Here is a 23,738-nt window from a genome sequence, read left to right as displayed (position 1 = left end):
AAGGGTGTGGCGCTCCGGCCCGAGATGCAAAGCCTCGGGCCGGCGCACGCTCAGAGGGTCGCCTCGACCTGGATCAGCTCGTAGGCCTCGATGATGTCGCCCTCGGCCATGTCGTTGAAGCCGGCCAGCCCGATTCCGCACTCGAAACCCGTGCCGACTTCCTTCACGTCGTCCTTGTGACGACGCAGCGAGGCGACGTCGCCACGGAAGAGCACCTCCCCATTGCGGAGCAGGCGCGCCTTGCCGCTGCGAAGGATCTTTCCGTCGGTGACCATGGAGCCCGCGATGGTGCCAGCCTTCGGGATGCTGAAGACCATGCGCACCTGCGCCTTGCCCAGCTCCTTCTCGATGTACGTCGGGGCCAGAAGCTTGCGCATCGCCGCGCGCACATCGTCCAGCGCCTCGTAGATGATCGAGTAGTTGCGGACGTCGACGTTCTCCTTCTTGGCGATGGCCGTGCCCTTGCCCTGGGGGCGCACATTGAAGCCGATCACCAGCGCGTTGGAGCCGCTCGCCAGCATGATGTCGTTCTCGGTGATGCCACCGACGCCGCTCAGGATGATGTTGACCTTGACCTTCTCGGTGCTGAGCGCGGCCAAGGACTTCTTGAGCGCCTCGAGCGAGCCCTGCACGTCGGCCTTCACGACCAAGCGCAGCTCCTCGACGTCGCCGCTGTTCATCATCTTCTGGAACTCTTCGAGCCCACGCGCGCCGGACATCGGGCCCTGGACGGGCTTGCCGCCAGCCTTCTTGTAGGACTCGGCGACCTCGGCGGCCTTCTTCTGGTTCTTGACCTGGTAGATCATGTCACCAGCCGACGGAAGGTCCTGCAGACCGAGGATCTCGACGGGCGTGGCGGGCCCAGCGACCTTCACCACGCTGCCGCGCTCGTCCATCATGGCGCGTACGCGGCCCCAGGCCTGACCTGCGACGACGTAGTCGCCGGGCTTCAGCGTTCCGTCGCGCACCAGCACGTTGGCCACCGGCCCGCGACCGCGGTCGAGCTTGGCCTCGAGCACGACGCCCTCGGCGGGGATGTTCGGGTTCGACTGCAGGTCGAGGATCTCTGCCTGGAGCAGCACGGACTCGAGCAGCTTCTCGATGCCGAGACCGGTGTGCGCGCTGGTCTCGACGTAGATGGTGTCGCCACCCCACTCCTCCGGCTGGAGGCCCAGCGAAGCCAGCTCGTGCTTCACACGCTCGGGCTGCGCGTCCTCACGGTCGCACTTGTTGAGTGCCACCACGATCGGGACCTGAGCGGACTTCGCGTGGGTGATCGCCTCACGCGTCTGCGGCATGATTCCGTCGTCCGCGGCCACCACGAGGATGACGACGTCCGTGGCGTCCGCGCCACGGGCGCGCATGGCGGTGAACGCCTCGTGACCCGGCGTGTCCAGGAAGACGATGGTGCGGGTCTCTCCGTCCAGCTGCACGCCGACGCGGTACGCCCCGATGTGCTGCGTGATGCCGCCCGCTTCGCCAGCAGCCACCGACGCGTTGCGGATCTTGTCCAGCAGCGAGGTCTTACCGTGGTCGACGTGGCCCATGACGGTCACGACCGGAGCGCGCAGCAGGCGGTCCTCTTCGAGGTTCTCGAAGTCGCCGCGGGCGTCACCGACGATCTCGTCTTCGGTGCGCGCCACGTTCTCGACCTCGTAGTTGAACACGGAGGCGAGCAGCGTGGCGGTGTCCGCGTCCAGCGTGCTGTTGATGTGCACGTTGGTGACGCCCTGCTGGATGAGCTCCATCAGCACGTCCGTGGCCTTCAGGCTCATGCGCTGGGCGAGCGTCTGGAGCTGGACCTGGTCCTCGATGCGGATGATGCGCTTCTGGGCGCCAGGCACCGTCGCCTCGAGGGGACGCATGCGCTTGATCGTGCCGGCGGGGCCACCCTTCGGGCGGCGCTGCGGGCGCGCCGGCGGACGACCCGCGGGGCCGATGCTGGACCGATTGACGATCTTGCGGCGCGTCTGGGTCTGCGTCTGTTGATGCTGCGCCACGATCTTGCGGCGCTTTTCCTCGGACACGGTGAGCGTGCGGTCCGCCGTCGTGTTCCCGCGACGCGTGACTCCCGGCGGGAGATGCGTGTGCGCGAAGCGCTCGGAGGGGTCCGCCGGCGCGACCGACGGGCGCTCTTCGCGCATCTCACGCAGCTGCTCGGCGGTGGGCGCGGGGACCTTGACTGCCACCGTCTCGCTCTCGGCGCGCAGCTCGGAGAGCGGCACGGGGCGAGGAGCGGGCTCGGGCGCAGCGGGCTCGGCCTTCGGCGCGGCAGCTTCCGAAGGCTGCGCAGGCTCCGACGCCGGCTCGGGCTGGACGTCTGCCTCACGAGCCGCAGGCGCAGCCTCCGCAGGAGCGCTGGCCTTGGGCTCCGTGGCAGGCACCGTCACGGGCTCCGGCGCGGGCTTGGCAGGCGCGGGCTCGGCCGCAGCGCGCACGGGCTCTGGCGTCGCGCGCGCAGGCTCGGCCGGCGCGGCGGGAGGGGCGGACGCGCGCCCGACGACACGGGCCGCCGGGGCCGGGGCGGGCTCTGGTGCGGCGGCGACCGGGGCGGGCGCGTCGTCGTCGTCTTTCTTGCGCTTGCGACGCACGACGGTCGGACGGATGCGCTCCTCCACCACGTTCCCGGCGTTCTCTTTCTCCACGGCGCGCTTGATCTGCTCCACCTGGAACTGCTCGAGGACGCTCATGTGGTTGCTCACGGGGATGCCGAGCGTCGCAATCCGCCGCATCAGCTCCTTGTTGTCGATCCCGAGCTCTCGCGCCACTTCGTAGACTCGCACTTAACCTTCGTCCTCTCTGAGTGCCCGTATTCTCGCCGCCGCCTGAGAAAACTCAGCAGAAACACCCGCATCGAGGAGGGCGAGCACACCCACCTCATCCTTGCGAAACAGCGCGCCGAGCGCCGCTTTGTCACCGAACACCACGCACGCGGTGCCCAGTCGCTCCGCGGCTTTCTCAATCTCGAACCTTCGTCCTGCGGCGTCGTGTGCCACGACCAGCAACGTGATGCCACCCGCGCGCATCGCTTCGCGCACCGCATCGGTCCCAAGGGCGAGCACGCGACGGCGCTGCGCTGCCATCAGGAGGCTGTTGGCGCGGCGCTCCTCGAACGACGCGAGCGCCCCCGCGATCGCCTCCAGGTCGAGGCGCACCGGCTGCCGTGCCGCGCGGGCGAAGCCGCCCCGCGTGATGGCGCGCTCCAGACAGCCACGCGTCGGGTGCACGGACACCCCCTTGCCCCCGAGCCGTCGCCCTGGATCAGGTGCGACGTAGGGCGGCGTGGGGCCCAACGCGAAGCGCACGAGGTCCTGCCGCTCGGCTTTCTGCCGGCAGCCCACGCACAGCCTCTCGGGGTGCGTCTGGGTGGTCTCGTTCGCTTCGCTCTGGGTCATCCGTGTCGCGTGCCCGCCGAGGGCCGCGCCTCACTCCTCGTCTTCGTCGTCCTCGTCGTCGCCCGCCTCACCGTCGGCCCCCTTGGCCCGCTCGGCCGCCGCGGCCGTGGCCAGGTCCGCCGCGGCCTTGCGCGACTTCGCTCGGTTGGCCTTGATGGTGGCCTCGAGGGTCGCCCACGGGCCCGCCACGAACTCTTCCACGGCCTGCTTGAGGTCACGCGCGTAGAGCGCGTCGAGGCCTGCGTTGAGCGCGAAGCGGTCCACGTCGTTCTCACGCAGGATGGCCTGCAGCGAGCCATACCCCCCCGCGTCCAGCGCGTCCACGATGCGCTGCGACACACCGGGGACCAAGAGCAGCTTCAGCTTGTCGTTCGGGATCTCGTCGCCCTTGGCCAGCTCCACCATGCGCTCCTTGCGCATGGCCTCGACCTCGACCTCGGCCACCCGACGCAGCTCCTCGGCGTCCTCGACGCCCTCGATGCCGCCCAGCTCTTCCAGGCTGGCCTCGGCCACCTCGTCCAGCGTGCGGAAGCCCAAGCGGTAGAGGGTGCGGCCCAGGTTCGGATCGCCCACGCGCCCGAGCACCTCGATGGCCTCCTCCTCCATCTGCTTGAAGCGCACCTCGCTCACGATGTCGAGGCGCCACTTGGTCAGCTGCGACGCCAGACGGACGTTCTGGCCGCGGCGGCCGATGGCCAGCGACAGCTTGCTGTCGGGCACCACGAGCTCCATCGACTGACCGTTCTCGTCGATGACCACGCGGACCACCTCCGCGGGGGCGATGGCGTTGCACACGAAGCGCGCCGGGTCGCGGTCGAACGGGACGATGTCGATCTTCTCGCCGCGCAGCTCCTGCACGACGGCCTGCACGCGCGACCCCTTCATGCCGACGCACGCGCCCACGGGGTCGACGTCGCTGTCACGGCTGCTCACGGCGATCTTGCTGCGGGCGCCCGGCTCACGGGCCGCGGCGACGACGCGCACGATACCCTCGAAGATCTCGGGCACCTCGCGCTCGAAGAGCTTCACCAAGAGGCCCACGTCGGTGCGGGACAGGATGATCTGGGGCCCGCGGGCCTCGCGATCGATGCCCTTGAGGAGCGCCTCGACGCGGTCACCGGGGCGGTAGCTCTCCCGCGGCGTCTGCTCGCGGCTCGGGAGCACGGCCTCCACGCCGTTGCCGAAGTCCACGATGATGTTGCTGCCGCGCTCGAAGCGCCGCACCACGCCAGTCACGATCTCGCCGATGCGGTTCTTGTACTCGTTGAACACCCGCTCGCGCTCGGCGTCGCGCACGCGCTGGATGATGACCTGCTTGGCCGTCTGCGCCGCGATGCGGCCGAAGCCCTGGCGCTGCTGGGAGATGCCCAGCAGGTGACCGAAGAGCCGGTCCTGCTCACGGGCGCGCTCCACGTCGCTGGCCAGGTAGAAAATCTGGAAACCCAGCTCCTCGCCCACCTCGGCCTCCAGGCCGTGACGCTCGGCGTCCTCCGCGGAGATCTCGAGCTCCGGGTCGTCCACCTCGTCGACGACGGTCATGTACTGGAACAGGTCGACGGCGCCGGTCTCGTCGTTGTAGCGGGCCTCCAGCTCGCGGTCGGGCCCGAAGGTCCGCTTCGCGGCGGTGAGGATCGCCTGCTCCGTGGCCTCGACGAGCACCGAGCGATCGATGCCCTTCTCCTGGCTGACCAAGTCGATAACGCTTGAAAGAGACGTGTTGCCCTGACTCATGACATTCCCTGCTGCCGTCGTGCGGCTCAGAACCGATACACCAGATGGGCTTGGGTGATGGAATCGAACGGGATACGTAGCTCCGATCCATTCACGTTCAGCTCGACGAACTCGGCGCCATCTTCGGAGCGTGCGAAGCCCTTCAGATCGCCCTGGAACTTACGTTGCTTGGTGCCCTCGAGCGGCACCAGCGTGCGGACGCTCACCTCACGCCCGGCAAAGCGCTCGAAGTCGGCCGGCTTGACCAGCGGCCGCTCGAGCCCGGGGGAGCTCACCTCGAGGTGGTAGGCGCCGGGGAGCACGTCTTCGTGCACGTCCAGCGCGGCCGACACATCACGGCTCACGTCCGTGCAGTCGGTCAGCGTGATGTCGCTGCCGTCCTTGCCGTCCACGCGCGCCCGGTCGATGGTGATGCGGACGACCGCCCCATCCTTCTGGGGCACATGGCGCACCTCCACCAGCTCGACTCCGTGGGCGGAGCAGACCGGCTCGACGATGGACTCGAGCGTGCTGATGAGAGTGTCCGTGCGTTTCGACATGAGGGAGAACCGGAGAACCCCCAGAAATGCGAAAAGGGCGGACCCGGGAGCCCACCCTTGCAAGGATTCTCACAAGTGCGGGCGAATCGTACCACCCTCACGCCTATGTTGCAAGACTGACGTCGTCGCCCCGTCAACGTCGCAGGAAGCGCATCAGCGGCGTGACCCGCATCGGCTTCCCGCGCCCCACCAGATGCCACGCAAAGAGGGCGCACCACCCGAGCACCGCCGCCGTCGCCGTCACGCTGCACAGAACCACGCGCACGGGGTCGATGGACAAGCGCTACCAGATCTTCGCGAAGGCCGAGGGCGACCGCGCGGACTATGGGCACGCGGACCTGCTCATCGGTCGACACGCGGCGGACGAGGTGTTCCCAGAGATCGCTGCGTTCTTGGCGTGAGCGCGCCTGCGCGCGCGGGCGTCAGCCCAACAGCGTGGAGAGGTGCGCGTAGTGCACGTCCGCGTAGTGCGCCAGCGCAGCCAGGGCGTCGCTCACCTCGCTCGGATCGAGCGTACCGAGGGGGTACTCCACCGACAACACGACGTCGAGATCGTCATCGATGGAGAACTTCGCGAACATGAGCACCTGGTTGAGGCGCAGCAGCTCGTCATAGAGCGCCGCGGCCCGCGTGCTGTCCTCGGGGGTCTTGAAGACGGGCACGATGGCGAACGTGACGTACCCGGCGTGGGCACGCACGAGCAGCGGGAAGCTGCGCCCGGCCGCGCCCAAGTGCGCGCGCCACGTGTCGTTCGCGATGGGGGTGGGTGTGTACCCGAGCGACCGGAGGTGGTCCGCCAGGTTGTCCCGATCGATGCGCGCGTCCGTGCCAGTCGTCATGGGTGCCGTCGACCGCCACTGTACGCGAGACCCACCCCGTTGCGCCGACTTTTCTGCGACGGGCCGGTTCGTGTTTCCGCGCCTCAGCCCAGCGGTGTCTCGCCGTGCACCCAGACGTACGTGGGCGTGGTGTCCTCTTCGTCTTCGGGCGCCCACACGGAGTGCCAGCCGGTCGGGAGGCCGGGCGTGGTCCAGTTGAAGAGCCAGCGCGAGTCGAGGGGCGACATGTTCACGCAGCCATGGCTCTTCGTGCGCCCGAAGTTGTCGTGCCAGAAGGCCGTGTGGAACGCATAGGAGCGCCAGAAGTACTGCACGTAGGGCACATCCTCGATGCTGTATGGACCGTCCACGACCGTGCCGTCACCGTCCATCGTGTTCGTGATGTGCTTCTCGCGAATGCGGAACACACCGCTCGGCGTGTGGTGATCGTGGTCCTCGTCCCCGCGCCGCTTCACGCGCCCGGAAGAGATGAGCGTCACATAGGCGGGCGTGTCGCCATCGTAGGCCACGAGGGTTTGGTTCTCGAGGTTCACCTCCACCCACTTCACGCCCGCGGGGATGCGCTCCTCCCGCTCGACGCGGTCCACCCGCATGACCTGGTCCGCGCGGTAGTAGAGCCCGTCGGCGGTGACGTAGTAGTCGCGGTTGCCCACGCGCTCCTCACGCGCGATGGCGAACGAGTCGCGGTGATAGGCGCGCCGCGCGCGACGCAGGCGCCCACGCTCGGGATCCATGGTCTCGGCGTTGGTGCCCTGGCGCCGTGAGATGAACCCGACGGGCAAGGTGGTGGTCTCGTCCAGCGCCAGCCCCTGGAAGGAGCTGCCCTCGCGTGTGGCGACGGCCCGGGCGGGCACGAAGCCAGCGTTCTGGGTGCGCCAGTAGCGCCGCGGACCCGAGCGGATGCGGCGGTCCAGGCTGACCCAGAAGCCACGCATCGCCCGGTGGTGCACCACGCCCTCCCCTCGCAGCGACTCCAACGTGATGGGCTCGGCGGGCTCCTCGGCCTCGGGCTCCTCGCTCTCGGCGGGCGCCGCCGCGACGGGCGGAGCAGACCCGGCGGCTGCCACGGCCGCTTCCGCGGGTCGCGCGGAGGCCATCGTCGGCGCTCCCTCCCCTGCTGGCGTCGCCGCAGGGTTGCCCGCCGCCGCAGCCTGCATGCCGCTGGCCGCGACCTCGCCTGCAGGTGCGGGCGTCGAGCCCGCAGGACGCGCCGCGGTACCTGCCGCGACGGCGTTGCCCGAACCACCGTCGGGGCGCGCGGTGCCGCTCACGGTGCCGGCAGCTGCCTCTTCCTCGCCCTCTGGACGCGGCGGGCGCCAGCCCTCGTGCTCCATCGCCTCGGCGTCGGTCGGCGGGCGGCGATAGACGGGCACTTCGCTGCGGATGTAGCCGTACTCGTACGGCAGCGGGTCCGCCATACGGGGCTGACGGAAGCGCACCTCGGGCAGGCGATCACCGTCGAACGCGATGACCTCGCGTCGGTTGCAAACGAAGCCCCCCGTGCTCAACTCGTACCACCCACCCGGGCAGTCGTCGTAGCCCACGGGCGAGGAGGTCTTGGCGGTGAGCACCGCCCCCGCACGCAGCCGGCCGATGCGCGTGGCCGTCTCGGCGGCACCGACACGCACGTTCACCACGAACCGTCCCGCGAAGATGCGCTTGGGCACCCCCGCGGTCGCCTCGCCCCCGTCGGCGCCACCATCCTCCACGCCGCCGTCTTCCGCATCGCTGGCCGCCTCGGTCGCGGTGGTCGGCTCGCTGCCTTCCCCTTCGGTGCCCGCCGTCTCCGCGACGCTCGGCTCGTCGGTGCCCTCGGCCGGTTCGCCACCGCAGCCCGCAACCAGGACCGCCGCGAGGCCACACAGCCCCAGTCCACGACGGATGCTAGAGACGCCACGGCCCGTGCGCAGGCATGGGCGGAACGGAAGAGGCGAACGCGAGTGAGCGTGAGGCAGAGACATTGCGGACATGAGGAATCAACGGCGCCGTGGCAACATTCCCAGCGTTCGGGGCGGGCGCGCTGCGCCCCGAGCTACGGTGAACCCTTGAACCCACCTCGCAACGCCGTCAACCCCTGCCCCCAAGCCGCTCATGAATGAGGGCGCCCGCGAAGGCGTCCAGGAGCACGTGCCACGCTCGAGGATGCTCCAGTACGCCCTGCCCTTGGCCCTGGGGCTCTCGCTCGCGTTCCACGCGGCGATCGCGCTGACCGTGTCCTCGATGGCCACCGCACCGCAGCTCGAGTTCGAGTTCGGCATGCCCGACGAGGTGGAGTTCGGCATGACCGAGGCAATGGATACCGTCCTCGTCGACGCCACGCCCGTCGAGCCACCCCCGCCCGCGCCGGTACCCGAACCTGCGGCGAGCGGCGAGGGGGACGCGGAGGGCACGGCGGCCAACCCCCCGCAGCCCGACGCGGGCGTGCCAGAGGACTCACGCGAGGGGCACGGAGAGCAAGACGCCGGCGTGCCCGACACGGGGCCGATCGACGACCGGCAGGACGTCGACCTGCTCGACGGCGGCGTGCCCGACATGGTCGCCGACGCTGGCGCGAGCGAGGACGCGAGCGTCGACGCGGGGCCGGTTCGAGCGCGAATCCCTGTCGCGAACGCCACGATCCGGGGCCCGGCGCGCATTCCAGCTGGCGCCCAGCTGGCGCTGCGCCTGGACATGGCGCGCCTGCGGCAGTCGGTCGTGGCAGAGGACGTGCGCGCCCTGATCGCCGCCGTACCCGACTGGCAGGAGCTGCTGGGGGGCTCCGGGATCGATCCCCTGACCGACCTCGAGCGTGTCCTCATCGCCACCCCCAACCGCTATCGCAGCCGCATCATGGTGGCCGGCCGACACGTTCACGACGAAGCCTTCACGCGCGCCGCTGTCGACCGCATGGCGGCAGCGCGCGGGACGACGGCGACGTGGTCCACCCGCGAAGGGGTGCCCGTCGCGCCCTGGGCGAACGAGGGTGAGACCCCGCGGGAGGTGGCGCTGCTGAGCCCGCAGCACTTCACCATCTCCCGCCCCGAGGACCTGGCGGTGGTGCTGGCCATGACCCAGGCACGGGCGGCGCGCGCGGCCGACGAGGAAGGGCTCGAGGAGGCGAGCGGTCCCGACGTGCTGTTGTCCATGGGGCCGAACGAAGGACTCAGCCTCGAGGTGGAGGGTGTGCATGCGTTCCTCATGGGCGGCGACCCCAACGTAATCCCGGTGCGCGCGCGTCTGGCTGTCCGCGAGGTGGGGCCGCGCATGGTCGGCATCGACGGCCTGGCGGTGTACCCGAGCGAGCAGGCGGCGCTCGACGGCATCGCCTACTGGACGGCGCAGCGCGACGCGGCGCTACGGAACGCGATGGCCCGCATCATCCTCGGAGATCGCATCGCGGTGCTGGAGAGCTTCACGTTCGAAGCACACGGGGAGCGGGTGATCATCCGCGGGCGCGCGAGCGCTGCCGATGTCCGGTTCGGCCTCGACCTCGCGCGTCGCCAGTTCGAGGCGTGGGCGCGTGAGGCCGAACGACGACGCGCCGCGGCCGCCGCACCCGGAGGCTCCCTCCCCCGCCCGCCCACCGGTGGCTCCAGCGCCCCCGAGACCCCGGGCGCCAGCGCCCCTTCCGCCACCCCGTAACGAAGGGCGCGCGAACGCGCACCACCTCCCATGAGCGACCCCACCCCGCCCCCGAGCGCCGACGCGATCCAGAGCTTCGTGCGCGACTACTATGGAAAGCAGCTCGCTTCGAGCGCCGACCTGGCCACGAACGCCTGCTGCGCAAGCGGCGCGCCCGCCCCCTGGATCGCCGACGCGCTCGCCAACGTCCACCCCGACGTCGAGGCGCGCTTCTACGGCTGCGGCTTCCCCATCCCGCACGCGCTCACCGGCGCGACGGTGGTCGACCTCGGCTGCGGCACGGGGCGCGACGTGTTCGTTCTCGCGCAGATGGCGGGGCCGGAGGGTGTCGTCCACGGCGTGGACATGACCGCCGAGCAGCTGGACCTGGCGCGCGCCACCGAGGCCTGGCACGCGCAGCGCTTCGGGTTCCCCGAACCGAACACGCGCTTCCACCGGGGCTTCATCGAGGACCTGCGTGACGTAGGACTCGCGGACGCGTCGGTGGACGTCGTCGTGTCCAACTGCGTCGTGAACCTGAGTCCGCGCAAGGACCTCGTCCTGACCGAGGTCGCGCGCGTCCTGCGGACCGGCGGCGAGCTGTACCTGAGCGACGTGGTGGTCGACCGACGCCTGCCAGAGCACGTGCAGCGAGACCCCGTGCTGTACGCCGAGTGCCTGGGCGGCGCGCTCTACGAGGCGGACTTCCTGCACCTCGCGAAGGGGCTCGGGTTCACCGACCCGCGGGTCGTCACGCGCGCTCCGATCGTCATCCAGAGCCCAGAGGTCGCCGGCAAGATCGGCCCCGCCCGGTTCTCGTCCGTCACGTACCGCCTGTTCAAGCTCCCAGGGCTGGACCCGCAGTGCGAGGACTACGGCCAGGTCGCCACCTACCGCGGTGGCATCTCCGGGGCGGAGACGCTGTTCTGGTTGGACGACCACCACGCCTTCGAGCGTGGTCGCCCCGAGCGGGTCTGCCGCAACACCGCCGCCATGTTGAACGCCACGCGCTTCGCGCCGTTCTTCGACGTCACCGTCCCGGGGGAGCACTACGGCGCGTTCCCGTGCGACCCCACCCTGGCCGCGCGGCACTACGCCGAGGCGCAGGCCAGCGCCGGCCCGGGCGCCTGCTGCTAGAGTTCGCTGCAGAACCACGGCAGCGAGCCATGACGACCGACGTGCCGCGGCTCTCGGCGTCGCGCCACGTCGCCCCGATATTGACGAGGCGAGCGCTGGCCACACCCCCGTGAGCCGATATACTCGCGCCACCATGTCCCTCAGCGCTTCGTTCCGATGCACCGCGGGCTGCTCCGGCAGCTGGCCCCTCGACACCGTCATCTATCAATGCCCGACGTGCGGTGAGCTGCTGGAGGTGCGCCACGACATCGAGGCCCTCAAGGCCAAGAGCGCGGACGAGTGGAAGGCCACCTTCGACGGTCGCTGGATGACCCGCCAGTGGCCCTACGGCAGCGGCGTGTGGGGCAAGAAGGAGTGGGTGCAGCCGCACCTGCGCGACGAGAACGTGGTGAGCACCGCCGAGGGCGGCAGCAACCTCTTCTGGGCCGAGCGCTACGGCAAGTCGCTGGGCCTCGACGAGCTGTGGATCAAGAACTGCGGCAACTCGCACACCGGGTCGTTCAAGGACCTGGGCATGACGGTGCTCGTCAGCACGGTGAAGCAGATGATCGCGGACGGAAAGCCCATCAAGGCCATCGCGTGCGCGTCCACCGGCGACACCAGCGCGGCCCTCGCCGCCTACTGCGCCAGCGCCGGGATCCCCAGCGTGGTGCTGCTGCCCAAGGGCAAGATCAGCACGGCCCAGCTGGTGCAGCCCCTCGCCAACGGCGCCAAGGTGTGCGCGCTCGACACAGACTTCGATGGCTGCATGGCCATCGTGCAGAAGCTCGCGCTGGAGCAGGGCATCTACCTGGCCAACTCCATGAACTCGCTGCGCCTCGAGGGGCAGAAGACGGTCGCCATCGAGATCGCCCAGCAGTTCGACTGGAACGTGCCCGATTGGGTCATCATCCCCGGCGGCAACCTGGGCAACGTGGCCGCGCTCGGCGCGGGCTTCGACATGCTCTTCGAGCTCGGCCTGGTGAACCGCCGCCCGCGCCTCATGCTGGCTCAGGCGCAGCAGGCCAACCCTCTCTACCTCGCCTACAAGGCGGGCTACGACAAGTTCGCAGCCATCACGGCCGGCCCCACCGAGGCCAGCGCCATCCGCATCGGCAACCCGGTCAGCGTGCGCCGCGCCATCCGCACGCTGCAGAAGTTCGACGGCATCGTCGAGCAAGCGAGCGAAGCCGAGCTGGCCGAGGCCTCCGCCAGCGCCGACCGCAGCGGCGCCTACACCTGCCCGCACACAGGTGTCGCGCTCGCAGCCCTGGAGAAGCAGGTGGCCGCGGGGAACATCCAGCCCGGTCAACGGGTCGTGGTCGTCTCCACCGCCAATGGCCTGAAGTTCACGCAGTTCAAGATTCGCTACCACGAGAGCCGCATCGAGGGTGTGACCAGCCAGCACCCCAACGCGCCGATCGACCTGCCGAACGACTTCGAGGCCGTGAAGCGCGAAGTCCTGGGCGGCTTCCACCTCTGAGCCGCGGGCTCGGCGGGCCTGGGCTCAGCCGCGTTTGAACCACGCCTCGAGCGCGAGCCGCGACGGCTTGGGGAGCGTCATCGGGCGCAGGCGGACGACGAAGCGCCCCTCGTCGTCGCGCTTGCTCCCGAGCGACTTGCACTCGACGGGCAGCGGCGCGTCCAAGTCGAGCACCACGCGCACTGGCGCGCCGGGTGCGAACGGCACCGACAGGCGCACCTCCAGGAAGCTCCCGTCCCACCCGAGCAAGGCGCCTTGCCGACCGTCGGCGAGGCTGAGCGTGGCGTGCGTCTGGCTCATCGCCGCCGCGCCGCCTCGCGGGCCTCGTTGAGCTCGGCCTTGGCCTTGAGGGCTTCGCGCTCGTCGCCCTTCTTCTTGCCTCGCCCCAGCCCCAGCTGGCACTTGGCCACGCCGTTCTTGAAGTAGACCTGCAGCGGGACCAGCGTGTAGCCCTTGGTCGTGAGCTTGCCGCGCCACTTGTCGATCTCCTCGCGGTGCGCCAGCAGCTTGCGCACGGCCTTGGGCACGTGCCCCGCGTAGCCGCTCTGCGCGTAGGGCGCGATGTGCATCTTGTGCAGGAACAGCTCTTCGTTCTCGATGACCGCGTACGCCCCGTCCAGGTCGCCCTTGCGGTTGCGCAGACTCTTCACCTCGCTGCCGGTGAGCACCATGCCCACCTCGAGCTTGTCCTCGATGTCGTACAGCTGCGCTGCCTTCGGGTTGCGGCAGACGAGCAGCTCCATGCCCGCCACGCCCTTTTCGACACGCTTCTTGGCCACGGCGGGGTCTACTCCGTTTCCGCGTCGGAAGCACGCCCCCCGGCGCGCTCGTGCAGGGTCCGGATGAGCGCGCGGCCGGCGGCCAGGGCGTCCACGTGCCCCCCTTCTGCCTGGGCATCCAAGGCCAGGATGGCGCGGTCGGGGTCGCCCCCCTCGAACCACACCAGCAGCCCTAGCTCCACGGCAAGACGGCTGATGGTGCGGGCATCCCCCACGCGACGCGCATCGCCCAGGCGCTCCATGCGTACCGTCCGCTCCCCGGCAAAGTAGCGTCCCACGGCGGCCTGCATGGGGACGAAGCGCCCTTCGTGACCCGTGAGCGGAACGGACACCCCAGCCGGCACTGGCAGCGCCGGCAGCGGGTAGCGGGCCACTACCAACAGCTCCGCCCGCGCGTCTCCCCCCACGTCCTCGGCGCGCTCGACGCACGCCCCCTCTTGAACGACGCGGGTGTCCACCGGGACCTCGACCGCGCGTCGATGCTCGTCGATGCGCACCACCGCCACGCACTCGGCCGGCCGCGCGCTGTCCACCAACGCGACGAGCAGCTCGACGCGGCCGTCGCCATCCAAGTCCGTGCCGGACAGAGGCGCGGGGAGGCCACGCACACGTTCCCGCGTGGGGAAGCGTCGGTCGGGCGCGTCGAGACCGAGCACCACCCCCACCGGTGTGACGATGCGCAGCGCAGTCGCCCCGCCAGGGTCGGACGCATCCAGCATGACGAGCTCCTCCAAGTCCACCAGCGAGCGCACACGGTAGCCGTCTCGCTCGAAGGCTCGCGTGAGCGCAGCGGCTTCTTCGCGCGGAGCGACGCCCACGCGCAAGTACTCGAGTACGTCGCGCCGGGGGGCGGGCTCACGACAGGCGGCGAGGGTCAGCATGACGGCAGCGCACGACCATCTGCCCAACCGCCACGGAGTGGCGCGCCGACCACTCCACACCGCGGTCAGCGTCACGTTCGAACACGCTTGTGCGGAGCGCTCAGGGGCGCGCATCCTCGCCGTGCTCCCGCGCGTTGCGTGGCAGCGTCACGGCCAAGCCGTGCTCGATCATGCGAAAGCGCTGCGGGCTGACCTTGCGCTCCGTGAGCGCTGCGGTGAGCTCCCGCTCCGGCTGCCCCTGCGCGTCGTCGGCCAGCGCGAAGCTGCCGTAGTGGACCGCCACCGACGTGACGGCGCCGAGGTCCAGGTGAGCTTGCACGGCCTGCGCCGGGTCCATGTGGACAGGCGACATGAACCAGCGCGGCTCGAACGCGCCGATGGGCAGGAGCGCCACGCGCGGGCTGCCGAGGCGCTCGCGCACCTCCCGGAAGTGTGGGCAGTAGCCCGTATCCCCCGCGTAGTAGATGCCTCCCGCCGGCGCGTGCACGTACAGCCCACCCCACAGGCGCTTGTCGAGGTCGGTCAGGGAGCGCCCCGAGAAGTGTTGTGCCGGGGTGAACACCACGAGCACGCCGGGAGCGACCTCGGTGGACTCCCACCAGTCGAGCTCCACCACGTTGCCTATGCCGTTGCGCGCGAGCACCTCGCCCACACGCTTGCCGGTGACGATGATCGGGGCCGAGTGCGTCTGCAGGCGCTGCAGCGTCCATACGCAGAGGTGGTCGTAGTGGTCGTGGCTGAGAAGCACCACATCGATGGGAGGCAGGTCCTCGAAGCGGATCCCAGGCGCTCTGAACCGCTTGGGGCCCGCGAACACGAACGGGCTGCAGCGCTCGGCCCAGATGGGGTCCGTCAGCATGTTCAGCCCATCGTGCTGCAACAGGACGGTGGCGTGACCCACCCACGTGACGCGCACGTCGGGGCCCATCACGCGCTCGACTGGCGCCGACCCAGGCTCACTCGGTACTGGCGTGATCTTCGGGCGCTTGCGCGTGGCGAACCACTTGAAGGTGTCGCTGCTGCTGCTGTGGCGCTTGCCGGAGGCGTGCTGGTTGAAGAAGCGTCTCCCGTCGAAATGATCAGAGCCCTGCGCCATGCCCCCATCATGCGTGGACGGGCGGCGGGCGCAAGGCTCCGTGGGTGCGTGGCTAGGTCCGACTCAGCGTGCGAAGAACGCCTCGATGGGCATCTGCATGGTGCTCTTGACCGGCGCGGTGATGGCGCCCGCGTGCGCGCGGCTGCGCGGCAAGACGCGGTCGAAGTAAAACTCACCCGTCTGGATCTTGGCCTTGTAGAACTCTGGCGTCTCCATGCCGTCCCCGCTCTCCAGCTTGGCGAACGCCACGGCCATCATCTTGGCCCAGAAGAACGCCATCATCGCGTAGCCGGAGTACATCAAGAAGTCGACGGCGTTGGCCGCCACCACGTCACGGTCCTTGCGGGCGCCGATGGCCACGCGCAGGGTGAGGTAGTTCCACTGCGCGCAGACCTTGCCCAGCGCGACGATGTACGGGCGCATCTTCGCGTTCGTGGCGTGCTCACCACAGAACTTCATGATCTCGGCGGTGTACTCGGCGATGGCCTTGCCCTTGCTCGCGATGAGCACCTTGCGGCCCAGCAGGTCGAGCGCCTGGATACCCGTCGTGCCCTCGTAGAGCGTCGAGATGCGCGTATCGCGCACGATCTGCTCCATGCCGTGCTCGCCGATGTAGCCGTGCCCGCCGAAGACCTGCACGCCCATGTTGGTGCACTCGAAGCCGATCTCGGTGAGGAAGCCCTTGAGGATGGGCGTGTAGAAGCCCAGCCGCTCGTCCCACAGCTCGCGCTCGGCGTCGTTGCCCTGCTCGACCGCCACCGTCATGTGGTCGGCCAGCTTGGCCGCGTGGTAGAGCATCGCGCGCCCACCCTCGGAGATGGCCTTCATGGTGAGCAGCAGGCGCCGCACGTCGCCGTGGTGGTGGATGGCGTCAGCCACCTTGTCGGGCTCCTTCTTGCCGGACAGCGCGCGCATGGAGCGGCGGTCCTGCGCGTAGGCCAGCGCGCCCTGGTACGCCAGCTCGGTGGCGCACACGCCCTGCAGCGCCGTGCCGATGCGGGCCGTGTTCATGAACGTGAACATGCACTCGAGGCCCTTGTTCTCGGGCCCCAGCATGAACGCGCGGGAGCCCTCGAACTCGATGGTGCACGTGGCCGAGGCCTTGATGCCCATCTTGTGCTCGATGCCGCTGCAGGTGACGTTGTTGAACTCGCCCACGCCGCCGTCCGCCCTGGGCACGAACTTCGGGATGATGAACAGCGAGATGCCGCGTGTGCCGGCGGGGGCACCGGGCAGACGCGCCAACACGACGTGCACGATGTTCTCGCACAGGTCGTGGTCGCCAGCCGAGATGAAGATCTTCGTGCCGGTCACATCGTAGCTGCCGTCGCCGCGCGGCACGGCCTTGCTGCTGACCTGACCCAGGTCGGTGCCGCACTGGGGCTCGGTGAGGCACATGGTGCCCATCCAGCGCCCCTCGGTGAGGGGCGGCATGTAGGCGTCACGCTGCTCGTCCGTGCCGTGCAGCATGATGGTGTTCATCGCGCCCAGGCTGAGGCCCGGGTACATGTTGAACGACCAGTTGGCCGTGCCCATCATCTCGGCCTTGAAGACGCCCAGCGACATCGGCATGCCCTGCCCGCCGTATTGCTCGGGGTGCGAGAGCCCCTGCCAGCCACCTTCCACAAACTGGTCGTAGGCTTCCTTGAAGCCCTTCGGCGTGCTGACGTTGCCGTCCGCGAGCGTGCAGCCCTCCTTGTCGCCGGACTGGTTCAGAGGCGCGAGCACGCCCTCGCAGAACTTGGCGCAGTGGTCGAGGATGCTGTCCACCACGTCCGGAGTCGCCTCGGCGCCGTTGGGCAGCTGGGCGTAGTGACCGGGGTAGTCGAGGACTTCGTTGATGAGGAAGCGCGTGTCCCGAAGGGGGGCTTTGTACTGCGGCATGGGGTACTCCAAGTAAGCGCGGGGGATCCCGTCGCGTCTCGTGTCGTCGCCGAACGCGGTGACGTGCGTCCTCTCTACCACATGGTCGGCATTTGTCTACCGAACGGTCAGCGTCCTGGGCGGGGTCGGCTGCGAGTCAATCCCGACGGCTCCGAGAAGAACTCCTCCGCGGTGATCAGCGCGCGGACCATGGGCGCGCCCTGAGCGTCGGCGCCGTCGCGCTAAGGTGTGTCGGATCTGGGAAACAGCGCGCCGACCTGGTCCATGAGCACGGGAACGACAGCGTCCAGGGTGTAACGCCCCTCATGCACTCCGTCGGCAGCTTCCGACGTGAGCGCCATCATCAGCTCCACACGCATGGTGGCGTCGCGGGGCGCGACCACACCGAAGACGTCGAGATCCTTGACGAGCCCATCACGCAAGCGCGCTAGCGCGGCTCGAACGGCGTCTCCGGCGGCGTGCTCGGCGTGCCGCATCGCGATCAGGGCGCGCAGCTCGTCGTGCGTCGCGAGGTGTGCGAGCGCCATCTCCAGCCCCGCGACCGCGGCCTCACGAGACCGTCGCAGCGCCATGGGAGCGTCCCGCAACGCGCGCCTGCGCGAGCCCAGCCGCTGCACGAGCAGCTCCGCTTCGCGTGTTGCCGCCTCGGCCAGACAAGCCTCGCGCGAAGCGAAGTGGCTGTAGAAGCTGGACTGACGGATGCCGGCACGCTTCGCGATTCGCCCAGTGGTGGCGGCCTCGTACCCCTCTGCGAGCAGGAGGCGCAACGCCTCGTCCAGCAGGCGCGCGCGCGTGTCCGTGCGCCGCCCGTCGGGTTTCTCGTGGGTTTGCACGTCGTCGTCGGGGACGCCCTTGTCAATCGCGGACATAAACGATAACCTATCGTCTATCATGCTCGAGCGCACCTCCTTTCGATCCATCGGTCTCGCAGACACGCACAAGGTGGCGGGGCTGACCCTGCTCGCTCTGCTCCTCGTCAGCTGCGGGGACGGCGGACAATCCCGCAGCGAGGCCCTGACCCAGGGCCTGCGAGCCGCTGGATACGACGTCCAGTCGGGGGTCGTGCGCGCGTTCCGCATCGAGGACTGCGCGCTGTTGCCCAGCTGCTTCGGCAACAACGCGACGAGCCCGTACGGCCTGTGGTGGCTGCCACCCGCGCCTGGAACGCAGCCTCCGACCACCGAAGCGATGGGCCTGCCGCCCGACGACGAAGGACGGAGCCCGGGGTGGGCGCTCGCCGCGGATGAAGCCGTCGTGTACCTGGGACGCACGTCGCCAGAGGCCGCGTACTTCAGCTACGCCCCATACGTGTTCTCGAGGGTGGACGCCGAGGGACGCCGCTTGCCAGTGTTCGCGAGCGTGAGTGACGCGGTCAACCTGACCCGCTTCGGTGCAACCCCCTTCGACCGCGAGATCGCGGTGATCATCACGGGTGACCCCGCCCTCGATGCGCTGGTCCGCGAGACGTTGCGCGACTCGGGCTTGGCGGACGAAGACGTCGTGACCTTCGGCCTCGCGCCGGAACGGGTCCGCTTCGGCACGGGAGCCGAGGCGGACATCGTCATGATGCTGCAGCGCTTCGCCCTGTTCGCCGACCCCGACGCAGGCGCGACGTACCTCGACGCCATCCCTGCCCAGGTGCTGCGTGTGACGCCACGCAGCGCGCAGAGCGTGACGCCGTTTGCACCCTCCGAGCGGGCAGCTCGGGCGAGCGGGCAGAACGAGGGGCAGCTGACGGAAGCGCTGGACGCCCTCGAAGCCGTGGTACGCGCACGACACGCTCGAGACACCGTGGAGCCCGTCCCGATCCTCTCGGCCTCGACCATCTCGCTGGTGCTGCGCTCGGAGGGCTGCCTGCAGAACCTCGGGAACTGCCTCGGCGAGATCAGCGACACGGTCTACAGCGCAGGGCCCGTGTCGCTCGCGGGTGGCGGAGGCGCGTCCGAAGCGTTGTTCCTCACGGACACCCCGGGCGAACGCATCGTTGCGATGGGCGTCAATCACGCCGCCTTCGGCCGCGCGACCTACAGCAACATGGTCGTCATGCACTCCGCGCGGCTCGCTGGGGTGGCCGCGATGACGAGCGACGAGATGCGTGGGAGCGCCGCGGCCCTGCGGCCCGACGACCCCGACGCGGAGTACCTCTTCGCCGTCTCGATCATGCGTGAGTGCGGCGACGAGCCGTACTGCCTGGAGGTACCGACGGGGTTCCCCGGCGTGGACCTGGACGAGGCGCTGAGCTTCGCCTTCCGCGCGTACGTCCAGCCAGGAGCGAGCGTCTCACCGGCCCCACGTGAGCTGCTGGTCGAACGGGTGCTCCACGTCATCCCTCAGGCGGCCCGTTGACGACGTCCGTGTCCTGGCCTCTCCAGCGCGCCAGCGACCGGGGATCGGGCTCACGAATACGTCAGCACCGCGCGCACCGGCGCGTTCAGCTTGGCGGCGCCCCCCAAGAAGGCCAGGTCGATGAGCACGGCGAGGCCCACGACGCGTGCGCCCGTCCGCTCTACCAGCGCTGCGGTGGCGGCGGCCGTGCCTCCCGTGGCGAGCAGGTCGTCCACGATGAGCACTCGCGTGCCGGCGCGTAGCGCGTCACGATGGATCTCGAGCGTATCGCTCCCGTACTCGAGCTCGTAGGTCACGGAGACGGTGTCCGCGGGGAGCTTCCCCGGCTTGCGTACCGGCACGAACCCGCAGCGCAGCGCGGAAGCCAGCGCCACACCGAACAGGAAGCCGCGCGCCTCGACCCCCACGATCGCGTCCACGCCGAGGTCCGCGACCGACTCCCGCATGAGCTCCACCGCCGTGGCGAACCCCTCCGCGTCCGCGAGCAGAGGCGTAATGTCCTTGAAGAGGATGCCGGGCTTCGGGAAGTCCGGGACCTCTCGGATGAGGCCTTCTACCAAGGCCAGGCGCGCGTCGGTGTTGCTCATGGGGTCTCCTGCGTGGGGTCGGGCTGCGGGTCGTCGGTGGGGCCGGCGACGAACGCGGCCAGGCCCAGCTGTTGGGTGTCGGTCACGCGCAGCGAGAGCGGCGCGACGCTGACGAAGCCCGCGTCCACCGCCTCGGTGTCGGACCCCGGCATCTCGGGGTGATGCACACCACCGGCGCCGCCGATCCAAAAGTACGGCCGTCCCCGCGGATCGTCGCGCAGATCCACACCTTCCGCGTAGTGGCGCTGACCGAAAGACGTCGCGATCACGCCCCGGGGCATCGGGCGATCGGGGAAGTTCACGTTCAGCAGGGGCGCGTGCCCCTCCGCGTCTCGAGTCGCGGACTGGAGCGACGTCAACATCCGCTCGCAGAGCGAGGTCGCCAGCTCGGCCATGGCCTCCATGTTCCCGTGGTGGAGGTTCGAGAACGCAATGGAAGGGATACCTCGGAGCGCGGCCTCGCGCGCGGCGGCCACGGTGCCCGAGTAGTGTACGTCGGTCCCCAGGTTGGCGCCGTGGTTGATGCCGCTCACGACCAGGTCCGGTCGCCTGGGCAAGAGCGACTCCATGAACAGCGCCACGTAGACGCAGTCCGCGGGCGTCCCGTCCACGGCGTGTACGTTGGGCGAAACCGTCCGATAGCGCAGTGGCACGTGGAGCGAGATCGCGTGGCTCTTGGCGCTCTGTTCGTGCTCGGGAGCCACCGTGTAGACGTCGGCGATACGAGCCAAGGACCGCCGTAGCGCGACGTTGCCGAGCGCGTTCACGCCGTCGTCGTTGGAAACCAGGATCAGGGGGCGTGGGTCGTCGCGCGTCATACAGCCTCCGCGCGGTGCCCGCGCAGTCGTCCGGGAGCGTACGGAGATCTCCGGTGAATGCCAGCAGCGCTTGACCCTACGACGCTCGTCGCGCATATTGGTCGGACCAACGAACCAATGACACCGAACCGCGACGCCCTCATCACGACCCTCAGCGCGCCCAGCACCGTCGACCTCTGCGCGGAACAGCTTCGCGCACGCATCCTCGACGGACAGCTGACCGTGGGCAGCCGCATGCCCCCAGAGCGCGAGCTCGCGACCCGCTTCGGAGTGAACCGAGTCACCGTTCGCAGCGCGCTCGCGCGACTGACGCTGGAGGGGTTGCTCTCGGTGCGGCAGGGGCGGGGCTACGAGGTGCAGGACTTCCAACGCGAGGCTGGCCCCACGTTGCTGCCCAGTGTCCTGTCAGTTGCGCGCGAGCGCTCACGCGACGAGCTCGCGGGGTGGGTGACGGACATGCTCGCCGCGCGACGGCACCTGGCGCGAGCGGTGCTGCTGGAGCTGGTGGAGCGCCACGGTCACGCAGCCGAGCGTGCCGACGAGTCCGCAACGTCGTTGGGCGCCGTGCTCGACGCGCTGGCCGCGTTCGAGCGCGCCGTGGACGCTGGCACGTCCGACGCAGCCACGCTCGCCGCCCTCGACATGGCCATCGTGCGCGCGCTGCTCGACGCCGCCGGCAACCGCGTGCTGCGCCTCGCCTTCAACCCCGTGCTGGACACGCTCGCTGCGCTGCCAGAGCTGGCCGCGCAGCTCTATGCAGCACCGCGCTCCAACGTCCAGGCGTACGGACTGCTGCGCGCATGGCTCGCGGCGCCCGATGCACGCGGCATCGAGCCCCTCTTGGCAGCCCTCGCCGCGCGCGACCGCCACAACGTCTCGCGTCTCATGGAGACGCCCCACCCGCCCCCCGAGAGCCGAGCATGAACCTCGAACGCGCCCTGCTGTATCCCATCCTCTTCCGTCCCGCCATCATCGAAGAGCGCCTCGACCAGATCCGGAGGGCGGGGCTGGCGCCCGACGTCCCCAACGCGTGGCAGGTGTCGCTCGGTGTGCTGCGCATGTGGCATCGCGTCTTCTTCAGACCCGAGAGCATCGGCATGTCCAAGAGCCACGCGGTGCGACCGACGCTGCGCGCCAAGCTGCTCGCGCCGCGCCCCATGCGCTTCCCTTTTCTCCTGCGTGAGCGCGCCGTTGCCCCGCTCGACTTCTCCGGCCTGCTGAGCTCGCCGGAGCGTGTCGTCCGCCACGTGCTCGGCGCACACCACGACGGCGTGCAGTTCGTGTACGACCTGCAGATCTTGTCCGTGCACCCTGGCATGCTCGAAGAGGCGCTGCGAGAAGCCCGCGACGTGGTGTCCGGCGCCTCGCCACGGGCTCCCTGGCTGCGCGACCTGACGGTCTACGAGCACTATCACGAGAACCTCCTCGCAGCCCTCGAGCGCGCCGTGAAGGGCGACTTCCCCATGCCCGCCCACCAAGTCGACGACCCCGACATCTCCTTCTTGGCGTACCTGGCGTGGTGCGCGCGGCAACCGCAGACCCCGAGAGCCACGCTCGACGCGCTGATGAACGGCAGGTACGACGTCGCGCATGGGCTGCGCGACGTCACAACGGGGGACAGTCCGGTCCGCGCGTGAACCGCAGCGGGGGCTGCACGACGCCGCTGGAGACCGTCCGGTCCGGATCCGCGAAAATAGAACAAGTTCCATTTTGGTGTGGCGAGCCCTTTGTCTACGCTGTATATCTGTGCCCCGGTAACCCTCAGTACCCCCTTGGAGGCTGGCACATGGATAAGGTTTCGAGCATCGATGAGTACTTCGCGCGCCTTGGCGAGCGTTTTGTCGCCAGCGAGGCGAAGGGCGTGAACTGCGTCATTCAGTACGACTTCTCCGGCGACGGCTCCGGTCAGTTCCACTTCGCCGTGAACGACGGTGTGCTTGGCCCGGTCACCGCGGGTGAGCACGCGAGCCCCTCGGTCACGATCACCATGACCGGCGCGAACTTCCTGCTCATGGGCAACGGCGACCTGGACGGCGCGAAGGCCTACATGACACGCAAGATGAAGGTGAAGGGCAAGATCCCGCTCGCCCAGAAGATGAAGAAGTTCCTCCCCCCCGCCAGCTGAGCGAGAGCACGGCGACGAAGCGTGCCGCCCGCTGCGCCCGCGTGCCTCAGCTCTCGTGAGCGAGGAGATCCGCGAGCAAGCGCTCGGGCGTGCATGTAGGTGGGCACGCGAGGTTGGCCTCCGCCACCCATCGGAACACCAGCGCCACGGCCTCGTCCGGCGTGTCCACCACCTCTTCGCGAGTCGGCGGCGCCGACATCCAGAAGATGGCCCGCATCACGCCCCGAACGACCGGCGACGGAATGATGCTGGCGACCCCGAGGCAGCGTTCCTTGATGAGGTCCCAGTTGTCGTCCTGCCACTGGGCGAGCCGTTTGCGCTGAAGCGCGTTGGTCTGCTGCTGCAAGCCGCGGAAGTCCCGAATGGTGACGAACTGCGGCCCACGCCGAAGGGCCACGTCGTTCGCCGCCAGGACGTCTTCCATGTCGGCCAGGTCGAAGTCGTTCTCGATGACGTTGAGCACGACCGGCCAATGCGTAAGCGTGGTCCGGGCTCGTGGTCGCGCGGTCATTCCGTGGT

23 protein-coding genes are annotated in these 23,738 nt (G+C 69.5%); 7 read left to right on the top strand and 16 right to left on the bottom strand.

Annotation, left to right across the window (positions count from 1 at the left end):
• Positions 1 to 50: 50 nt before the first annotated feature.
• The 7 genes from infB to H6726_31865 all read right to left on the bottom strand — a co-directional run bounded on the left by infB (position 51) and on the right by H6726_31865 (position 8,465).
• Entirely contained in the window at positions 51 to 2,783 is a 2,733-nt protein-coding gene (gene infB, locus H6726_31895; GenBank protein MCB9662288.1) for a translation initiation factor IF-2, read from the bottom strand.
• Positions 2,784 to 3,341 carry a DUF448 domain-containing protein gene (locus H6726_31890; protein ID MCB9662287.1) on the bottom strand — a complete coding sequence of 186 codons (558 nt, stop codon included), beginning with the start codon at positions 3,339 to 3,341 and terminating at the stop codon, positions 2,784 to 2,786.
• 84 nt (positions 3,342 to 3,425) lie between these two features.
• On the bottom strand, positions 3,426 to 5,126 hold the full coding sequence (nusA, locus tag H6726_31885; GenBank protein ID MCB9662286.1) for a transcription termination/antitermination protein NusA: 1,701 nt from the start codon (positions 5,124 to 5,126) through the stop codon (positions 3,426 to 3,428).
• Between the two features lie 26 nt (positions 5,127 to 5,152).
• Positions 5,153 to 5,665 (bottom strand): ribosome maturation factor RimP, encoded by a 513-nt coding sequence (locus tag H6726_31880; GenBank protein ID MCB9662285.1) that lies wholly within the window; start codon positions 5,663 to 5,665, stop codon positions 5,153 to 5,155.
• Between the two features lie 133 nt (positions 5,666 to 5,798).
• Positions 5,799 to 5,945 (bottom strand): hypothetical protein, encoded by a 147-nt coding sequence (locus H6726_31875; GenBank protein ID MCB9662284.1) that lies wholly within the window; start codon positions 5,943 to 5,945, stop codon positions 5,799 to 5,801.
• A gap of 142 nt (positions 5,946 to 6,087) precedes the next feature.
• Positions 6,088 to 6,504, bottom strand: a complete 417-nt coding sequence (locus H6726_31870; protein MCB9662283.1) for a YbjN domain-containing protein — start codon at positions 6,502 to 6,504, stop codon at positions 6,088 to 6,090.
• An 83-nt stretch (positions 6,505 to 6,587) separates the two neighbouring features.
• Positions 6,588 to 8,465, bottom strand: a complete 1,878-nt coding sequence (locus H6726_31865; GenBank protein ID MCB9662282.1) for a L,D-transpeptidase — start codon at positions 8,463 to 8,465, stop codon at positions 6,588 to 6,590.
• A 181-nt stretch (positions 8,466 to 8,646) separates the two neighbouring features.
• Here H6726_31865 and H6726_31860 point away from each other — a divergent pair, with 181 nt between their 5' ends.
• The 3 genes from H6726_31860 (at position 8,647) to thrC (ending at position 12,703) form a co-directional block, all read left to right on the top strand.
• Positions 8,647 to 10,125 carry a hypothetical protein gene (locus H6726_31860; protein ID MCB9662281.1) on the top strand — a complete coding sequence of 493 codons (1,479 nt, stop codon included), beginning with the start codon at positions 8,647 to 8,649 and terminating at the stop codon, positions 10,123 to 10,125.
• 30 nt (positions 10,126 to 10,155) lie between these two features.
• Positions 10,156 to 11,241 (top strand): methyltransferase domain-containing protein, encoded by a 1,086-nt coding sequence (locus H6726_31855; protein MCB9662280.1) that lies wholly within the window; start codon positions 10,156 to 10,158, stop codon positions 11,239 to 11,241.
• Between the two features lie 133 nt (positions 11,242 to 11,374).
• On the top strand, positions 11,375 to 12,703 hold the full coding sequence (gene thrC, locus H6726_31850) for a threonine synthase (protein ID MCB9662279.1): 1,329 nt from the start codon (positions 11,375 to 11,377) through the stop codon (positions 12,701 to 12,703).
• A gap of 24 nt (positions 12,704 to 12,727) precedes the next feature.
• Here the strand turns inward: thrC and H6726_31845 are convergent, their stop codons facing one another.
• The 6 genes from H6726_31845 to H6726_31820 form a co-directional block, all read right to left on the bottom strand.
• Positions 12,728 to 13,003 (bottom strand): hypothetical protein, encoded by a 276-nt coding sequence (locus H6726_31845; protein ID MCB9662278.1) that lies wholly within the window; start codon positions 13,001 to 13,003, stop codon positions 12,728 to 12,730.
• On the bottom strand, positions 13,000 to 13,446 hold the full coding sequence (gene smpB / locus H6726_31840) for an SsrA-binding protein SmpB (protein ID MCB9662277.1): 447 nt from the start codon (positions 13,444 to 13,446) through the stop codon (positions 13,000 to 13,002). Before smpB ends, H6726_31845 begins: the two co-directional genes overlap by 4 nt.
• Positions 13,447 to 13,490: 44 nt before the next feature.
• A complete protein-coding gene (locus H6726_31835) occupies positions 13,491 to 14,363 on the bottom strand; it encodes a hypothetical protein (protein MCB9662276.1) in 873 nt (290 codons plus the stop codon).
• Between the two features lie 100 nt (positions 14,364 to 14,463).
• Positions 14,464 to 15,459 (bottom strand): MBL fold metallo-hydrolase, encoded by a 996-nt coding sequence (locus H6726_31830; GenBank protein ID MCB9662275.1) that lies wholly within the window; start codon positions 15,457 to 15,459, stop codon positions 14,464 to 14,466.
• Between the two features lie 63 nt (positions 15,460 to 15,522).
• Entirely contained in the window at positions 15,523 to 17,343 is a 1,821-nt protein-coding gene (locus tag H6726_31825; GenBank protein ID MCB9662274.1) for an acyl-CoA dehydrogenase C-terminal domain-containing protein, read from the bottom strand.
• Between the two features lie 221 nt (positions 17,344 to 17,564).
• The gene (locus H6726_31820; protein MCB9662273.1) at positions 17,565 to 18,236 is read right to left on the bottom strand and encodes a TetR/AcrR family transcriptional regulator; all 672 of its coding nucleotides are present in this window, start codon (positions 18,234 to 18,236) and stop codon (positions 17,565 to 17,567) included.
• Between H6726_31820 and H6726_31815 the strand changes: the two genes are divergently transcribed.
• Complete coding sequence (locus H6726_31815) at positions 18,235 to 19,689, top strand: hypothetical protein (protein ID MCB9662272.1); 1,455 nt, start codon at positions 18,235 to 18,237, stop codon at positions 19,687 to 19,689. The two genes, H6726_31820 and H6726_31815, sit on opposite strands and share 2 nt — an antisense overlap.
• Before the next feature lie 50 nt (positions 19,690 to 19,739).
• Here H6726_31815 and H6726_31810 read toward each other — a convergent pair whose 3' ends face one another.
• A complete protein-coding gene (locus H6726_31810) occupies positions 19,740 to 20,276 on the bottom strand; it encodes an adenine phosphoribosyltransferase (GenBank protein MCB9662271.1) in 537 nt (178 codons plus the stop codon).
• Positions 20,273 to 21,094, bottom strand: coding sequence for a 5'/3'-nucleotidase SurE (gene surE / locus H6726_31805; GenBank protein ID MCB9662270.1), 822 nt, complete (start codon positions 21,092 to 21,094; stop codon positions 20,273 to 20,275). Before surE ends, H6726_31810 begins: the two co-directional genes overlap by 4 nt.
• Before the next feature lie 117 nt (positions 21,095 to 21,211).
• Between surE and H6726_31800 the strand changes: the two genes are divergently transcribed.
• From H6726_31800 to H6726_31790, 3 genes are all read left to right on the top strand, one after another.
• Positions 21,212 to 22,018, top strand: a complete 807-nt coding sequence (locus H6726_31800; protein MCB9662269.1) for a FadR family transcriptional regulator — start codon at positions 21,212 to 21,214, stop codon at positions 22,016 to 22,018.
• A complete protein-coding gene (locus H6726_31795; GenBank protein ID MCB9662268.1) occupies positions 22,015 to 22,731 on the top strand; it encodes a hypothetical protein in 717 nt (238 codons plus the stop codon). Before H6726_31800 ends, H6726_31795 begins: the two co-directional genes overlap by 4 nt.
• A gap of 149 nt (positions 22,732 to 22,880) precedes the next feature.
• A complete protein-coding gene (locus H6726_31790) occupies positions 22,881 to 23,219 on the top strand; it encodes an SCP2 sterol-binding domain-containing protein (GenBank protein ID MCB9662267.1) in 339 nt (112 codons plus the stop codon).
• Positions 23,220 to 23,265: 46 nt separating this feature from the next.
• Here H6726_31790 and H6726_31785 read toward each other — a convergent pair whose 3' ends face one another.
• The gene (locus H6726_31785; GenBank protein MCB9662266.1) at positions 23,266 to 23,682 is read right to left on the bottom strand and encodes a hypothetical protein; all 417 of its coding nucleotides are present in this window, start codon (positions 23,680 to 23,682) and stop codon (positions 23,266 to 23,268) included.
• Between the last annotated feature and the right edge of the window lie 56 nt (positions 23,683 to 23,738).

It is taken from the genome of Sandaracinaceae bacterium (assembly GCA_020633055.1).
Lineage (GTDB): Bacteria > Myxococcota_A > Polyangia > Polyangiales > Houyiibacteriaceae > JADJJE01.
The sequence above is the reverse complement of the archived record's forward strand: the minus strand, read 5'-3'. Positions and strand labels throughout refer to the sequence as shown.

Excerpts from the sequence above, each read along its gene's own strand:
- H6726_31810 (MCB9662271.1), bottom strand. The coding sequence starts at position 20,276 with ATGAGCAACACCGACGCGCGCCTGGCCTTGGTAGAAGGCCTCATCCGA.
- H6726_31820 (MCB9662273.1), bottom strand. The coding sequence starts at position 18,236 with ATGATAGACGATAGGTTATCGTTTATGTCCGCGATTGACAAGGGCGTC.
- thrC (MCB9662279.1), top strand. The coding sequence starts at position 11,375 with ATGTCCCTCAGCGCTTCGTTCCGATGCACCGCGGGCTGCTCCGGCAGC.
- surE (MCB9662270.1), bottom strand. The coding sequence starts at position 21,094 with ATGACGCGCGACGACCCACGCCCCCTGATCCTGGTTTCCAACGACGAC.
- H6726_31825 (MCB9662274.1), bottom strand. The coding sequence starts at position 17,343 with ATGCCGCAGTACAAAGCCCCCCTTCGGGACACGCGCTTCCTCATCAAC.
- H6726_31865 (MCB9662282.1), bottom strand. The coding sequence starts at position 8,465 with ATGTCTCTGCCTCACGCTCACTCGCGTTCGCCTCTTCCGTTCCGCCCA.
- smpB (MCB9662277.1), bottom strand. The coding sequence starts at position 13,446 with ATGGAGCTGCTCGTCTGCCGCAACCCGAAGGCAGCGCAGCTGTACGAC.
- H6726_31830 (MCB9662275.1), bottom strand. The coding sequence starts at position 15,459 with ATGGCGCAGGGCTCTGATCATTTCGACGGGAGACGCTTCTTCAACCAG.
- H6726_31870 (MCB9662283.1), bottom strand. The coding sequence starts at position 6,504 with ATGACGACTGGCACGGACGCGCGCATCGATCGGGACAACCTGGCGGAC.
- H6726_31800 (MCB9662269.1), top strand. The coding sequence starts at position 21,212 with ATGACACCGAACCGCGACGCCCTCATCACGACCCTCAGCGCGCCCAGC.
- H6726_31860 (MCB9662281.1), top strand. The coding sequence starts at position 8,647 with ATGCTCCAGTACGCCCTGCCCTTGGCCCTGGGGCTCTCGCTCGCGTTC.
- nusA (MCB9662286.1), bottom strand. The coding sequence starts at position 5,126 with ATGAGTCAGGGCAACACGTCTCTTTCAAGCGTTATCGACTTGGTCAGC.
- H6726_31835 (MCB9662276.1), bottom strand. The coding sequence starts at position 14,363 with ATGCTGACCCTCGCCGCCTGTCGTGAGCCCGCCCCCCGGCGCGACGTA.
- H6726_31815 (MCB9662272.1), top strand. The coding sequence starts at position 18,235 with ATGCTCGAGCGCACCTCCTTTCGATCCATCGGTCTCGCAGACACGCAC.
- H6726_31880 (MCB9662285.1), bottom strand. The coding sequence starts at position 5,665 with ATGTCGAAACGCACGGACACTCTCATCAGCACGCTCGAGTCCATCGTC.
- H6726_31855 (MCB9662280.1), top strand. The coding sequence starts at position 10,156 with ATGAGCGACCCCACCCCGCCCCCGAGCGCCGACGCGATCCAGAGCTTC.
- H6726_31795 (MCB9662268.1), top strand. The coding sequence starts at position 22,015 with ATGAACCTCGAACGCGCCCTGCTGTATCCCATCCTCTTCCGTCCCGCC.
- H6726_31845 (MCB9662278.1), bottom strand. The coding sequence starts at position 13,003 with ATGAGCCAGACGCACGCCACGCTCAGCCTCGCCGACGGTCGGCAAGGC.
- H6726_31790 (MCB9662267.1), top strand. The coding sequence starts at position 22,881 with ATGGATAAGGTTTCGAGCATCGATGAGTACTTCGCGCGCCTTGGCGAG.